The sequence below is a fragment of the Streptomyces sp. JL2001 genome (genome assembly GCF_050917515.1).
In the GTDB taxonomy this organism is placed as follows: domain Bacteria; phylum Actinomycetota; class Actinomycetes; order Streptomycetales; family Streptomycetaceae; genus Streptomyces.
In genome coordinates this window covers 1,270,460-1,284,773 of sequence record NZ_CP169421.1, presented here as the reverse complement: position 1 = coordinate 1,284,773, position 14,314 = coordinate 1,270,460, and the positions used below count along the sequence as shown (strand labels likewise).

Genomic DNA, 14,314 nt, shown 5'->3' with positions numbered 1-14,314 from the left:
GTTCCACCGGCCCGTTCGGCCGGTACGCATACAGGAGGCGGGGAGGACCGGAAAGGATTCACCGGCGGCCGGACTTTCTCGGGACGTCCTGGCGGCGCGTGGAGATGACGGAACGCCTGCGCCGCTTTCGCCTACGCGCACGGGCGAGGCCCGGCGGGGGGAGGCCGCCGGGCCGGTGTGCCGGGAGGACGCGCGGGCGGGTCAGGCCACGAGGTGCCGCTCCCGCGACGGGCGTCCCGCCGAGGAGCCGCCGGGCTCCGGGAGGCGCTCGCCCTCGACGTCGATGTTCGGCAGGATCCGGTCGAGCCAGCCGGGCAGCCACCAGGCGTACTTGCCGAGCAGGGCGAAGAGGGCGGGGACGATGGCCATCCGGACGACGAAGGCGTCGAAGAGGACGGCAGCGGCGAGGCCGAAGCCGATCATCTTCACGAAGTCGTTGTCCTCCATGACGAAGCCGGAGAAGACGGCGGCCATGATGATCGCGGCGGCGCTGACGACCCGGCCGCCGTACCGGAAGCCGGTCACGACCGCCTCTCCGGGGCGCGCGCCGTGGGCGTACGCCTCGCGCATCCGGGAGACCAGGAAGACCTCGTAGTCCATCGCGAGACCGAAGACCACGCCGATCATGAAGATCGGCAGGGTGCTCATGACCGGGCCGGGGTGGTCCACACCGACGAGATCGGCGAGCCGGCCCCACTGGAAGACCACGACGACGGCGCCGAGGGCCGCACTCACCGACAGCAGGAAGCCCAGGGCCGCCTTGAGCGGGACGAGCAGGGAGCGGAAGACCAGCATCAGCAGGAGGAACGCGAGGCCGACGACCAGCCCCAGGTACGGGAGCAGCGCGTCGTCCAGGGTCCGGGAGAAGTCGATGAACATCGCCGTCTGCCCCGCGACCATGATCGTGGACGCTCCGGTCCGCGTCTCGAGCCCGTCCGCCCTGTCACGCAGGGAGCGCACCAGGTCCTCGGTCCTGGCGTCCGTCGGACCGAAGTCGGGGACGACGGTGACGAGGGCGGTGTCCGCGGCCGGGTTGACCGTGACCGGGGAGACGGTCGCGACTCCGGGGACCGTCGCCAGTGCGGTACGCACCCGCTCCGCCGCCGTCTTCGCGTCCGTCGCCTCGACGGTGATGGTCAGCGGCCCGTTGAAGCCGGGCCCGAAGGAGTCCGACAGCAGGTCGTACGCCTTGCGCTGGGTGGTGTGCGGGGCCATCGTGCCCTCGCCGGGCAGGCCCAGTTCGAGGCTCGCGGCGGGGACGGCGAGGGCACCGAGGCCGAGGACGCCGGTCAGCAGGACGGCGACGGGACGGCGCAGTACGAATCCGGCCCAGCGCGCGCCCAGGTTCGGTTTCACGCGGGCCGCGCGCTTGGCCGCCCGGCGCTCCTGACGCCTCGACAGCGGCTTGCCGGTGTGCCGCCCGCGGTCCCGGCGGGCGAGGACCCTGACGGGGGCGAACCCGAGGAGGGCGGGTACGAAGGTGATCGCGACGAGTACGGCCACGGCGACGGTGCCGGCCGCGGTGAGGCCCATCGTGGTGAGCATCGGGACGTTCACCACCGCGAGCCCGGCCAGGGCGATGATCACGGTGAGTCCGGCGAAGACGACGGCCGAACCCGCGGTGCCGACCGCGCGGGAGGCGGCGTCCTCCCGTGGCCGCCCCTCGGCGATCTCGGAGCGGTAGCGGGAGACGATGAAGAGGGCGTAGTCGATGCCGACGGCGAGGCCGATCATCATGGCGAGGGTCGAGGTCGTGGACGACAGCCCGAGGGTGCTGCCGAGCGCGGTGATGGCGCCGATGCCGATGCCGACGCCGAGCACGGCCGTCAGCAGGGGCATCCCGGCGGCGACCAGCGAGCCGAAGGTGAGCAGCAGGACGACGGCGGAGACGAGGATGCCGAGCTTCTCGCCCGTGCCGTCCATCGCCTGCTCGATCTCGACGGCGTCGCCGCCCGCCTCGACGACCAGACCCGTGGCCCGGGCCCGCTCCATCGCCGCGGTCAGTCCGTCGTGCGCCGCGTCGGTGAGTTCGGTGGCCCGTGCCCCGTACGTGACGTAGGCGTAGGCGGTCGTACGGTCGCCGCTGACGGCGTTCGTCTTGAACGGGTCGGCGACGGCGACCACGTGAGGTGCCTGTGACAGGCCGGCGACGAGCGCTTCGACCTGTGCGGTGCGGCGGGGCGAGGTGATCTTCTCGGAACCGGGGGCGCGGATGACGACGCGGGCGGCGGCGCCGTCCGCGCGGGCCGCGGGGAACTTCTCCTGGAGGAGGTCGAACGCCTTCTGCGACTCCGTACCCGGCATGGAGAACGTGTCGGCGGGCGGCGGCGGGGCGGTGGAGGCCGCGAAGCCGACACCGACCAGGGCGAGGAGCCACAGCAGGACGACCAGACCTCGCCTTCGGAAGGCGAAGCGGCCCAGTGCGGAGAGGAAGGTAGCCACGGTGAGCGAGTCCTGTCGATGAGGTCGGGCGGTGGTCGTGGGGCGTGGCGGCGGCGTCCGCAGGAGGCGGTCGCGCAGGTCTTCGCGGGGTGCCGTCGGGGAAGGGGCGGGTCGGTGAGCGAGGCCGACGGCGTCTCACGGCTTCCCGGCTGAACGGCTTCACGGCTTCACGGGGCGGCCGAAGGCGGAACGCGCCCACACATAGCCGACGAGGCCGAGGCCGGTGCACCAGGCGAGCGAGACATATCCGCTGGTGCCGATCCCGGTACCGGTCAGGAGGCCGCGCAGGGTCTCGATGACGGGCGTGAACGGCTGGTGGTCGGCGAAGAGGCGCAGCCCTGTCGGCATCGAGTCGGTCGGCACGATGGCGCTGCCCAGGAAGGGGAGGAAGGTCACCGGAAGCGGCAGGTTGCTCGCCGACTCCGGGGTCTTGGCCACCAGGCCGACGCCGGCCGACAACCAGGTCAGCGCGAGCGTGAGCAGGGCCAGCAGACCGGCCGCGGCGAGCCACTCGACGAGGGAGGCGTCGGGGCGGAAACCGATGGCGAGGGCGACGGCGGTCACCAGGACGACACCCAGCATCGTCTGGACCAGGCTGCCGACGACGTGTCCGGTCAGGAACGCGGCGCGCGAGATCGACATCGTGCGGAAGCGGTTGACGATGCCCTCGGTCTTGTCGACGCAGACGCCGACGGCCGTCATCACGGCCCCGCCGGTCGCGGCCATCAGGATGATGCCGGGCGCGACGTAGTCGATGTACGCGCCGCCACCGGTGGGAGCACCGGAGATCCCGGCGCCGATGGCGCCGCCGAAGGCGTAGGTGAAGAGCAGCAGCATCATCACCGGCATGAGCACGACGGAGAAGGTCATCGCGGGATAGCGGAGCGCGTGCTTGAGGTTGCGCCCCAGCATCGTCAGGGAGTCGGCGACGGCGTAGGTGAGGGTGCTCATCGGGTCATCTCCGTGGTGGTGCCGGGCGTGCCGTGGCCGGTGAGGGTCAGGAAGACGTCGTCGAGGTCGGGTGTGTGCACCGTCAGCGACTCGGCCCGCAGCCCCGCGCCGTCCAGCACGGCAAGGACGGCCCGCAGGGCGGGGATGCCGCCGTCGCCGGGGACGCGGAGCGTGAGCTCCTCGGGGTCGCGGGCGGCGGCGGCGAAGTGGCGGGCCGCGCCGTCGAGTGCGGCGAGGTCCGGGAAGCGCAGGCGGATGTGGCCGCCGGGGATGAGCCGCTTGAGCTCGTCCGCGGTTCCCTCGGCGACCAGCCGGCCCTGGTCGAGGACGGCGATGCGGTCGGCGAGCCGGTCGGCTTCCTCCAGGTACTGCGTGGTGAGGAAGACGGTGATGCCGTCGTCGGCGACGAGTCCGCGGATGATCTCCCACATGGTGCGGCGGCTGCGGGGGTCGAGGCCCGTGGTCGGCTCGTCGAGGAAGAGGATCCGCGGGTCGCCGACCAGGGTCATCGCCAGGTCGAGCTTGCGGCGCATGCCGCCGGAGAGAGCGGAGGCCGGCATGCGGGCCGCCTCGGAGAGTTCGAACCGCCGCAGGAGACCGGCCGCGCGGCGCCGGCCCTCGGGCCGCGGCAGGTGGTGGAGGTCGGCCATGAGGAGCAGGTTCTCCTCGGCGGTGAGGAGCTGGTCGACGGCGGCGAACTGGCCGGTGACACCGATCGCGCCGCGGACGCCCTCGGGCCGCCGGGCGAGGTCGTGACCGGCGACCCGCGCCTCCCCGGCGTCGGGTGCGACGAGCGTCGTCAGGATCTCGACGGTGGTGGTCTTGCCGGCCCCGTTGGGACCCAGCAGGGCGAAGACGGTGCCCTCGGGGATGTCCAGGTCGATGCCGTCCAGGACGACCTTGTCGCCGTACGACTTGCGCAGACCGAAGGCGGAGACGGCGGGCGCGGCCGCGGCGACGGCCCGGGCGGTGCGCCGCTCCGTCAGGGGTTCGGGGGATTCGTACGCAGGCATGGGTGTCCCGTCTTCGTGGCTCTGGAGAGTGTTTCCGCAGGTGGGGCGGTCGCTGGTGAGGGTGGGGCGGTCGTGCGTGAGGGGCCGTCAGGGGGGCGTCTCAGGACGCCGGGAGCCGGCAGCTGTTCCGTGCCGTTCCGCCCTCTTCGCCGTCCGGCGGGAATGGCGCCACCGGCGCCAGAAGTGGCGCCACGGGGGCTGCCGCTCCGGCGGAGATCCTGACGGAGGGCGCGGGGGTCGGCTGCGCCGTCACCGTGGACTCGGTGTCGATCCCTCGCGGTCGCACGCTCCGCACGGTCGGTGCCGACGCCTGGGTGAGTTCGTCCGCTGCGGTGGAGAAGGCGTTCAAGAGGATCACCTGGGCGGCCGAGTCCACGGGTGCGGCGGGTCGTTGGGCGACGGCGCGTGCCTCGTCCCACCGGCGTTCGCGGCGACCGCGAGCTCATGCCGGAGGCGGTCGACGTAAGGCGTCAGGTTCATGTGCGCCATAGTGGCACCGTCATGGCGCCATGGCAAGTAGTTGTGGCGCCATGTGGCACCTGATGGTGTCCTCGTGGTGCCGCGAGGGTGTGGTCCGCTTCCCGGGGGCTCCGGCTCCGTCTCGCGTGCCCGACCGGCTTCGAGGGGCGGCGGCTCCCTCTCGGGGGCGCGCCACGGCGCCCGGCGTGGCTGCCCGTGGCGCCCGACAGCCAGGGGCGCGTGCCCGGCGGGACGCGGAGGGTGTGGCGGCCGACAGGCGCCTCGCGCCGCACGGGGTGCCGCGGCGGGCCGGAGGGAACGGCCGGAGGCGCCGGACAGGGAAGGGTGCCGGCGCGTCGCCGGCCCGCGGCCGGCCGGTCACCGGGAGAGCGGTCCGGTCGCGGTCCGACGCGGTGTCCACGGCGAACGCCCGGTCGGGCGCGGTGTTCTCGGCGGAACGCCCGGTCGGACGGTACGGGAGACCCCATCGGCGGCCGACCGAGGAACGACGCGCGCCCGCGGCGCGCATATGTGATCTTCGCGACGTCAGGACGGTGACATCGCAAGACGCGTATTCCGGTGAAAAGACGCGGGAAGATCCGTCAGATGTCCATTCTCTGAAATTCGCTTGCGCCTCAGAGCGGAGAGGGACGCGTCCGCGACGAGGACGGAGTCGTCGCCGGTGCGGGAATCAGGCCGGCCGCCACCGCCTTGTTCGTCGCGTCCACCCGGGAAGTCGCCCCGAGTTTCGCAAAGATATTGCGCAAATGGCGCTTCACCGTGCCTTCTGTAAGGCCCAGTTGGGTCGCCGTGCGGCGATTACTGAGGCCCGCCGCCACCAGGGCGATCACCTCCAGTTCGCGCGGGCTGAGCACCTCGCGGTCGGGCTCCGGCTCGGGGTCCGGCGCCGGGCGGGTGCGCGGCGGCAGGGACACCGTCAGCCCGTCCTGCGTGCACGCGTCCCGCAGCGCGGCCGTCAGCGAGCGGTGGGTGGCCGTCTTGTGCAGGTAGCCGCGGATGCCCAACGGCAGCAGCACCTGGAGGAGCCTGGGGTCGTCGTGCATCGAGAGCACCATGATCTTGGTGTTCGGCGAGGCGGCCTGGAGGGCGCGGACCGTGCGTGCCGGGTCCTCGTTGCCCGGCATCTCGATGTCCATCAGGACGACGTCGGGGCGGTGCCCGCCGACCGCGGCCACCATGCCGGGCGCGTCTCCGACGGCCGCGACGACGTCGAAGTCGCCCATGCCGCGGATGAGTTCGGCCAGCGCGTCCCTGAGCAGGGTGTGGTCGTCGGCGATGATGACGCGGTACTGACTCATGAAGTGACCCGCTCCCGGACGGGCTTCGCGTCCTGGGGGATCGGCAGCGACATGCGCATGCCGGTGCCCACCCCGGGCGTACTGGTGAGGAAGAACACGCCGTCCAGCGCGTGGGTCCGCTCCCGCATGGACATCAGGCCGCTGCCGCGCCCGCCGGGTGTACACGAGGGGTCGAAGCCGTCCCCGTCGTCGTGGGCGAAGCAGTCCACCCGGTGCGGGGCGACGTCCACTTCGAGGGCGACCGTCCGGGGCCTGGCGTGCGTCAGCGAGTTGCGCAGGAACTCGCGCAGGACCAGGAACAGCTCCTCCGCGTGCGCCTCGGGCAGCCAGCTCTCGTCGCCGTTCACCTCGATGTGCAGCTCCACACCGGTCGACTGGTGCTGCTCGGCGTACTCCCGCAGGGCCTCGGCCAGGCGGCGGGAGCCGTTGTCGACCCGCAGGTCGGAGATCAGGCCCCGGGTGTAGTCGCCGGCCTCGTCCAGCGCCTGCCTGATCCGGCGCAGGAAGCGGCCGCTCTGCTCGGCCGGCTGGTTCTGCTCCACGGCGAGTTCGTGCAGGTCGAGATAGCGGTGGGCCATCGCCAGGCTGTTGCCCAGGTGGTCGTGGAGGTCGCGGCCGAGCCGCTTGCGGTGGTCGCTGGCGCGCTCCTCCACCCGGTTGAGGAGGTACGCGTCGTAGCCCGCGGCCGAGACCTGGAGGCAGGTCGCGAGGCTGTGGTTGAGGGCCGACACGGCGCGGCCGAGACACTCGGACGACTGCTCCATCGGCAGGTCCGCGGCGGCACCGATCAGGTACTGCAGGGTGATCTGGAACAGCAGGCCGGACGAGCGCAGCGTGTCCGCGGGATGCACCGTCTGCAGGATGCCGCGGGTGCTCAGACCCACCGACAGGCTCAGCGCCATGTTGGCTCGAACCGTCGACTCGTCGGTGTCGTTCCGCAGGGACTCGCAGCACTCCTCGAGCACGAGCCGCGCGTGTTCCCGCGCCTCGCTCCAGAGCTCGTCGGTGGAGACGAGAGGGCTGGAGACGCTGATGAGGGATTCGCGGAAGCGGTCGATGATTTCTTCTCTGCCGGCGGCCAGTCTGATCTCGAGCTGGCGTGCCGCCGAACCGATGATCTCGTCCTGCTGTGTCTGTGCCATGGCTGGAACCCTTCCCCCTTGTGTTGCCGAGAGGGAGTCTACGCGAACCAATCAGGCTGAAGATCGGTCAGAATTCAATATGTAACGAGGCATTATCGTCCGGTGGCCTGCGGAATCGGCGAAATTTGTCAGGTCGGCGGTGGATACCGCGTGGTGGCGCAGACGGATCCGTGCCCGGAATCGATCGGCGCGGTCCGTGGCCACCGCGGCGGCGTAGTCCCCGAAAGGGTGAGGAAGCGTCACCGACAGGGCGGGCCAGGGGGAGAGGTCCCGGCCCGCGGCGGCGGAGAGCCCCAGACCCGACGCCTTCACCGAGGCCTCCAGCCGGGTCCAGGCACGGAAACCCGAGGCGGTCTCGCGCTGCGGACCGCCGAGCACCCGGGCCCAGTCGATGCCGGCCCGGATCCGTTCGACGTCCACCCCGACCGTGGCGCCCGGAGCACGCACCGCGAGGAGGGCGAGTCCGTCGGAACGCGACAGACTGATCGCCGGCCCGGGGCACCAGCCCAGGTTGTAGCCGGGCTTGCCGTGCTGGGCGTGACGGACGTGGGTGAGATCGGCCGGCCGGCAGCCCAGGTAGCCCGAGACGATGTCGCGCGAGGCGAGATGGGCCGTCAGATACCGGTGGCGGGCCTTCGGGTTGCGCTCGCCCAGCCGCTGCATCCGCTGCCGCTCGTACGGGCTGAGCTCTCCCGCGCGGTCCTCGTGGGTGCCGGGGGTGGTGTCGTCGAGCGGGACGACCCACAGGTCGACGGTGTCGGGGTCGATCATGCCTGGCTTTCCTTTCGACGCCGGCCGGGTCCCCGCCGCACGTATACGGCGGGGACCCGGCTGGGAGGGGGCGACGGATCAGTCGTCGACGAGGGAGGGCTCGCGCGACTCCACGGGGGCGGAGCCGGCCGGAGCGGCCTCCTTGGGCTCGGTGAGCATGAGATGGACCACGACCGCGGTGAGCGCGCACAGGACCGCGGAGGCCCACAGGATGACGCGCAGCGCGTCCGTGTGCCCCTGCGACAGGAAGTCCAGGAACGAGTCCCGCAGCCGTGCCGGCGCGTCCGCGACCACACCGGCCGCGTCACCACTGGCCACCCGGTCGGCAGCCGAACCGGCCGAGGTGCCGGAACCGAGGTACGTGGACAGCCCGTCGGAGATCCGGGAACGGACCATGGAGGCCAGCGCCGCGACCATGATCACGGCCGCGATGGCCTCGCTGGCGAGGCGGATGGTGTTGAACATGCCGGCCGCCATGCCCGCGCGCTCCGGCGGCACCGTGCTGACCGCCGCGCCGTCCAGGACACCCATGATCAGGCCCACGCCGACGCCCGCGACGAGCAGCGGACCGGCGAGACCGGCCACGCTGATGCCGGGGTGGGCGACCGTCAGCCACGCGCAGCCCGCGGCGATCAGGAGCAGGCCGAGTCCCAGCACGACCCGCACCTGCACACCGGCCGCGACCATCTTGCCGCCGATGAGCGGGCAGAACAGCACGGGCCCGGTCAGCAGCAGCATGATCAGACCGGCGCCCTCGCTGCTCGCCCCGTTCGCGCCGATCAGATAGGCGGGCAGCACGAGCAGCAGGCCGATGAAGCCGAACGAGAACGCGACGTTGAGCAGGTTCACCGCGAGGAAGCGGCGCTCCTTGAAGAGGGAGAGGTCGAACATCGGCGCCGGGTGGCGCCGTTCGACCACGGCGAAGACCGCGACCAGCACGAGCGAACCGGCGAACAGGCCGAGCACGGTGCCGCTCAGCCAGCCGTTCTGCGGGCCCTGGATGATGCCCAGGGTGAACAGGACCAGCGCCAGGCTGAAGGTGATCGTGCCGGGCCAGTCGATCCGTCCGGCGTCGGGGTTGCGGGACTCCGGCAGGAAGGGGAGGCCCAGCATCGACAGGACCACGAGCGCGAGGTGCGCGTAGAACACCGACTCCCAGCCGAGCGCGCCGACCAGCAGACCGCTGGTCGTCGGGCCGAGAGCGAGACCGGCGCCGAGCGTCATGCCGGCCACGGCGAACGCCTTGGCACGGGCGGCGCCGTCGAAGGTGGTGGCCACGATCGCGGTGGCCGACGTCATCAGCGCGGCGGCGCCGACACCGGCCACACCACGGGCGATGTCGACGACCAGGACGCTGGGCGCCAGCACGGTCGCGACGAGCGACACCGCGTACAGCCCGGTGCCGAACGCGAACATCCGCTTGCGGCCCAGCAGGTCGGCGAGCGAACCCGCGACCATCATCAGACTGGCCGCCATGACGTTGTAGGCGTTGACCACCCACTGCAAGGAGGCCAGGCTGCCGCCGAGTTCGCGCCCGATGTCGGGGAGGGCGACGGGGGTGCCGCTCACTCCGAGCGGCACGATCAGTACGCCGAGACACACCACGAGCAGGGTGAGTCCCGTACGGTTCCCGGCAGCGGGCCGGGCGTCGGGGGTGGACATGAGGTCGTGCTCCTTCAGTCGAGCGGATCCTGTACGGGGTGCGGGTGGGGACGGGTCACGAGATCGCGGACCAGGCGCAGGTCGCCCAGCCGGCTGACCGTCGAGACCACCGCGTCGGGCCGGACCAGGCAGGCGAGCGGCCCGCGGACGCCCAGCGCGGCATGGAGGGCGCCGCCCGGGTCGGCCAGTACCTGCGGACCGCCCGCCGGCCGGTCCTCCGAACGGGGCCGGGGGACGCCGGAGACGACCACGGTCCGGTGACCGGGGCCGGCCAGCGCCGAGGCCGCGGCGACGGCCTCGGCGGTGCGGCCCGCGTCACGGCCGTCCGCGGCGAGCACCAGCAGCAGCGGCCGGCCGTCCGCCAGCAGGTCGTGCAGCCGGTCGCCGGGCAGCCGGTCCGCCGGCCGGGCGGCGGAGAGGGGGACGTCGGGCAGCCGGGCCCCCTCGCGCAGCCGCCCGAAGGAGCGGCGGGGGCCGGCGTGGACCAGCGACAGCTGGGTCTGGCGCGGGGTCACGAACCGGTCGAGGATCCCGGTGCGTTCGCCGGCCCGGAGGGCCGCGTCGCGCACGGTGCGCTTCCAGCCCTTCATCATCCACAGCCGCGTCTGCAGGTCGGTGTCGCCGAGGACGCCGCGGGCGACCTGCCGCCGCTCGTCCTCCCAGCGGTCGAGGAAGGACTCGGGCGCGTCACCGCGCACCACCGCGGCGAGCCGCCACGCCAGTGTCGTGCCGTCCTCGATGCCGGTGTTCAGACCCTGACCGCCCGCCGGACTGTGGATGTGCGCCGCGTCCCCGGCCAGCAGCACCCGGCGGTCACGGAACCGGTCGGCGACCTTCCGGTGCACCCGGAAGACACCGGTCCGGTGCTCGCCGGTCAGCTCGATCGGCACCGGGCAGCGCTCCGACGCCGCGCGCTGCACCTCGGACCGGACGTCCTCGGCGATCTCGGCGTCCGGCGGCAGGCTGGTGAACACCCGGAAGTTGCCGCCCGGCAGACCCACCACGACCAGGACGCCCTTGGCCGTCATGAAGTAGTGGGCCTCGTCCTGCGCGAGCGGGGTGTCGCAGGGCCCGTCCGACAGCAGGAACTGCTGCGGGTACGTCTCGCCCTCGTAGCCCGTGCCGATCGCGTCGCGGACGGTGCTGTGGGCGCCGTCGGCACCGATCAGCCAGGCGGCGCGCACCTCCTCGCCGGTCTCGCCGGCCTTCCCGCCCGAGAGCACGGCGGTGACCCCGTCCGCGTCCTGGCTCAGCGACGTGAGCCGGACGCCGAACTCGGTCTTGCCGCCGAGCGCCTCGAACCGGTGACGCAGCGCCTCCTCGGTCTCCTGCTGGGGCAGCGAGACCGCGAACGGGAAGCGGGTGTCGCCGACCCGGTCGAAGGTGAGCCGGGCGACCTTCTTCCCGGCCGAGTGGTAGTTCTGCGCGTGCAGCGGGAGACCCCGGTCCAGGATCTCGTCCGCCGCGCCGAGCCGGTGCAGCGCCTCCAGCGCCCGCGGCCACAGCGTGATCGCCTTGGCGTGCGGGTTGGGCCGCTCCGCCCGGTCGATCAGGCGGACCGCCACGCCCTGCTGGAGCAGCCCCGTCGCGGCGGCGAGCCCGACCGGCCCGGCGCCGACGACGATGACGCCGTCGGCGGCCGTTCCGGCGCTCATCGCCCGGCTCCGTCGCGCACCACGAGGCAGGCGACCTGACCGTCGTGCCCGAGACCGGTGACCAGCGCGACCCGTCGGCCGCCGGCGGCCGGCTCGTCCCGCCAGCGCGCCAGCACCGCGGCCAGCTGCAGGGCGCCGTCCGCGCTGTACGCCTCGCCCACGACGTCCTTGACCCGGACCTCGGCGACCTCACGACCGCCCAGGGCACGTGCCACGGCGCGCCGCTCCACACCCTCCAGGGAGACGAGGCCGGTACCGCCGGGAGCCACCAGGGTGACCTCGGACGCCTCGACGCCGCTGCGCTCCAGCGCCCGGGTGACGCACTGCGCGAGCGCGCCGCCGAGCCCCGGACGGACACCCTCCGGGACGAACGCCGTCTCGCAGGCCAGGATCTCGGCCAGTACCGGCGTGCCCGCCGCGTGCGCGGCCTCGGCGTCCTGGAGGTCGAACAGGGCGCAGCCCTCCCCGACCGGGGTGTCCCGGGTGAGGGCGCCCGTGGCCGCCCAGCCCCACGCGGTCTGCGGGCACAGCTCCTCGACCCCGCCGACCAGCAGCCGGGCGGCGTGACCCTGCGAGAGGGCGTTGCGCGCGTACCGGAACGCGGCCAGCGCGGCCGTGGTCCCGCCGGACAGCGTCGCGTTGATGCCCCGCAGACCGTGCCAGATCGCTACCTGGCCGGTGACCGAGTTCATCACCGTGTTGGGGAACGCGGCGGCGTTCACCAGGTACGGGCGATCCTGGACGTGGGTGTCCCGGGCGAACTCGCTGCTGCTGCGGACGCTGCCCGAGGTGGTGCCCAGCACCACCCCGGTCGCCGCCCACGCGGGATCGCCCTCCGCGACGGCCGCGCCCGAGCGCAGCACCGCGGCGGCGGCCAGCCCGAGCGCGGTCGTACGGTCCAGATGGCGGGTGCCCTTGCGGCCCACGTGGTCCGCGATGCGGAACTCGGGGACCACCCGCACGGCGTCGGGCAGACCGTCGGCCGCCGCCTCGCCGAGCGGGAGCTCGGCTCCGTCGGCGCACGGCTGCCGTTCGCCGCGCAGCGCCTCTGCGAGCGCGTCGAGCCCGACACCGGCCGGCGAGACGACACCGTGGGCGGTGACGGCCAGCGGCCGGACACGGGGGAGCGGCGCGGCCGCCGCGACGTCCGTCGTGGACGCGAGAGTGGTCGTCATGACACCTTCCCGAGGATGGTGATGGCGTTGTTGCCGCCGAACGCGAAGCCGTGGTTCTGCGCGATGCGGACCTCGGCGGGACGGGCCTTGTTCGGGACGGGGTCGAGCCCCGGGCCGAGCGCCGCGTCCGTCTCGCGCAGGTTCGCCGTGGGCGGCAGGAACCCCTGCTGGATCGCCTTGCAGCAGATCAGCGCCCCGAAGCCGCTGGCCGCGCCCATGGTGTGACCGAGCATCGACTTCACGGAGCTGACCGGCGGGAGCCGGTCGCCGAAGACCTCGCGGATCGCGGTGACCTCGGTGATGTCGTTGGTCGGGGTGCCGGTGCCGTGGGCGCTGATGTAGTCCACCTGGTCCGGGGTGACGCCCGCGTTGCGGTGCGCCCTGCGGACGCACTCGGCGATGCTTCCGGAGTCCGGGTGCACCATGTGCTTCGCGTCGCAGCTGAGCCCGTACCCGAGCACCTCCGCGTAGATCGTGGCGCCGCGGGCCACGGCCCGCTCCAGCGGTTCCAGCAGCAGCGCCACACCGCCTTCGGCGGTCAGGATGCCGGTGCGGTCCTTGTCGAACGGTCGGCACACCTCCTCGGCGAGCGCCCCCAGACGCAGGAAGCCCGCGTGGGTGTAGCGGTTCACCGAGTCGGCGCCGCCGGCCAGCATGTAGTCGGCCTCGCCGGTGCGCACCAGGTCGGCCGCGTAGCCGATGGCGTAGTTGCTGGCCGAGCAGGCCGTGGGAAGCGTCTGTGCCTCGCCGGTGAGACCCAGCTCGGTGTTGACGGCGGCGGCGATCCGGCCGGCCGGCACCTGGCGGACCAGGTCGGGCGACAGGCTCTTGAGACCACCGACCACCCACTCCTGCGTGAGCCGGTCCACGACCGGGGCCTCACCGCTGGTGGTGCCCATGGCGGAGCCGGCGCGGGCCCGGGCCAGCTGCTCCCGGTCCAGGCCGGCGTCCTCGACGGCCTGGGCCGCGGCGGCCGCCGCGAGCTGGGCGGAACGGCCCCAGCGCGCCGGGTCGAGCGTCCGCAGCGCGGCACGCGGATCGAAGTCGTGCACCTCGCCGGCCATCACGCTGGGAAAGCCGGCCGTGTCGAACGAACGGATCGGGGAGATGCCGCTGCGGCCCTCCCGGACCGACGCGGTGAGGGCCTCGGCACTCATGCCGAGACTGCTCACCGCGCCGAGCCCGGTCACCACGACGCGGCGTGCGGTGGGTTCAGGCACGCTCGGTCCCCGCGGCCAGGGCGACGACGTGGCCGGCCAGGGTGCCCAGGTCGGTGAGCTTCTCGGCCTCCTCGACCGGGACGGAGATGCCGAGCTCCTTGTCTATGCGGGCGAGTATCTGGATCAGCGCGAGCGAGTCCGCGTCGAAGTCCTCGACGAACTGGGCCGCCGGATCGAGGGCCGTGGGCTCCTCCTCGAGCTCCAGTTCCTCGGCGACGATGACCTGGATGCGCGCCAGGATCTCGTCGGACGTGAGAGCGACAGCGTTGTTCGACATGGTGGATTCCCCTCCTGGGCCGACGACCACCGCCGGCCAGTGATGAGGAATCTGGCAGGTCACGGCCGCCGTCAGAAGGCTTTTGCTCCCAAGGCGCCGGTCGGTGCGCCGCAAGTGGCAAGGCCGCTGTGTCGATGGGGGAATGCCTGGTGGGACGGGGTGACTACCTCTCGATGTCACTTTGGAGGCAGTGCCGTGCCCCTTGGTGGTACGGCCGTTGAGGAGGGC

At 72.9% G+C, this 14,314-nt stretch carries 11 protein-coding genes; all 11 read right to left on the bottom strand.

From position 1 onward, the window contains the following. Window positions 1–201 precede the first annotated feature (201 nt). Complete coding sequence (locus ACE1OA_RS05610) at window positions 202–2,442, bottom strand: MMPL family transporter (protein ID WP_432752389.1); 2,241 nt, start codon at window positions 2,440–2,442, stop codon at window positions 202–204. A gap of 159 nt (window positions 2,443–2,601) precedes the next feature. Next, window positions 2,602–3,393, bottom strand: coding sequence for an ABC transporter permease (locus tag ACE1OA_RS05605; protein WP_432752388.1), 792 nt, complete (start codon window positions 3,391–3,393; stop codon window positions 2,602–2,604). Then, the gene (locus tag ACE1OA_RS05600; protein ID WP_432752387.1) at window positions 3,390–4,406 is read right to left on the bottom strand and encodes an ATP-binding cassette domain-containing protein; all 1,017 of its coding nucleotides are present in this window, start codon (window positions 4,404–4,406) and stop codon (window positions 3,390–3,392) included. Before ACE1OA_RS05600 ends, ACE1OA_RS05605 begins: the two co-directional genes overlap by 4 nt. Before the next feature lie 1,094 nt (window positions 4,407–5,500). After that, a complete protein-coding gene (locus ACE1OA_RS05595) occupies window positions 5,501–6,184 on the bottom strand; it encodes a response regulator transcription factor (RefSeq protein ID WP_356779523.1) in 684 nt (227 codons plus the stop codon). Continuing rightward, the gene (locus ACE1OA_RS05590) at window positions 6,181–7,326 is read right to left on the bottom strand and encodes a sensor histidine kinase (protein ID WP_356600247.1); all 1,146 of its coding nucleotides are present in this window, start codon (window positions 7,324–7,326) and stop codon (window positions 6,181–6,183) included. The genes ACE1OA_RS05595 and ACE1OA_RS05590 overlap by 4 nt, the downstream gene beginning before the upstream one ends. A gap of 51 nt (window positions 7,327–7,377) precedes the next feature. Further along, window positions 7,378–8,097 carry a 4'-phosphopantetheinyl transferase family protein gene (locus ACE1OA_RS05585; RefSeq protein ID WP_356600245.1) on the bottom strand — a complete coding sequence of 240 codons (720 nt, stop codon included), beginning with the start codon at window positions 8,095–8,097 and terminating at the stop codon, window positions 7,378–7,380. Window positions 8,098–8,175: 78 nt separating this feature from the next. After that, entirely contained in the window at window positions 8,176–9,759 is a 1,584-nt protein-coding gene (locus tag ACE1OA_RS05580) for an MFS transporter (RefSeq protein WP_356779524.1), read from the bottom strand. A gap of 14 nt (window positions 9,760–9,773) precedes the next feature. Beyond that, window positions 9,774–11,414 (bottom strand): FAD-dependent monooxygenase, encoded by a 1,641-nt coding sequence (locus tag ACE1OA_RS05575; RefSeq protein ID WP_356600241.1) that lies wholly within the window; start codon window positions 11,412–11,414, stop codon window positions 9,774–9,776. Beyond that, window positions 11,411–12,589, bottom strand: coding sequence for a beta-ketoacyl synthase N-terminal-like domain-containing protein (locus tag ACE1OA_RS05570; RefSeq protein ID WP_432752386.1), 1,179 nt, complete (start codon window positions 12,587–12,589; stop codon window positions 11,411–11,413). The genes ACE1OA_RS05575 and ACE1OA_RS05570 overlap by 4 nt, the downstream gene beginning before the upstream one ends. Continuing rightward, a complete protein-coding gene (locus tag ACE1OA_RS05565; RefSeq protein ID WP_386540148.1) occupies window positions 12,586–13,809 on the bottom strand; it encodes a beta-ketoacyl-[acyl-carrier-protein] synthase family protein in 1,224 nt (407 codons plus the stop codon). Before ACE1OA_RS05565 ends, ACE1OA_RS05570 begins: the two co-directional genes overlap by 4 nt. Then, on the bottom strand, window positions 13,802–14,086 hold the full coding sequence (locus ACE1OA_RS05560; RefSeq protein ID WP_147976850.1) for an acyl carrier protein: 285 nt from the start codon (window positions 14,084–14,086) through the stop codon (window positions 13,802–13,804). Before ACE1OA_RS05560 ends, ACE1OA_RS05565 begins: the two co-directional genes overlap by 8 nt. Window positions 14,087–14,314: the final 228 nt, after the last annotated feature.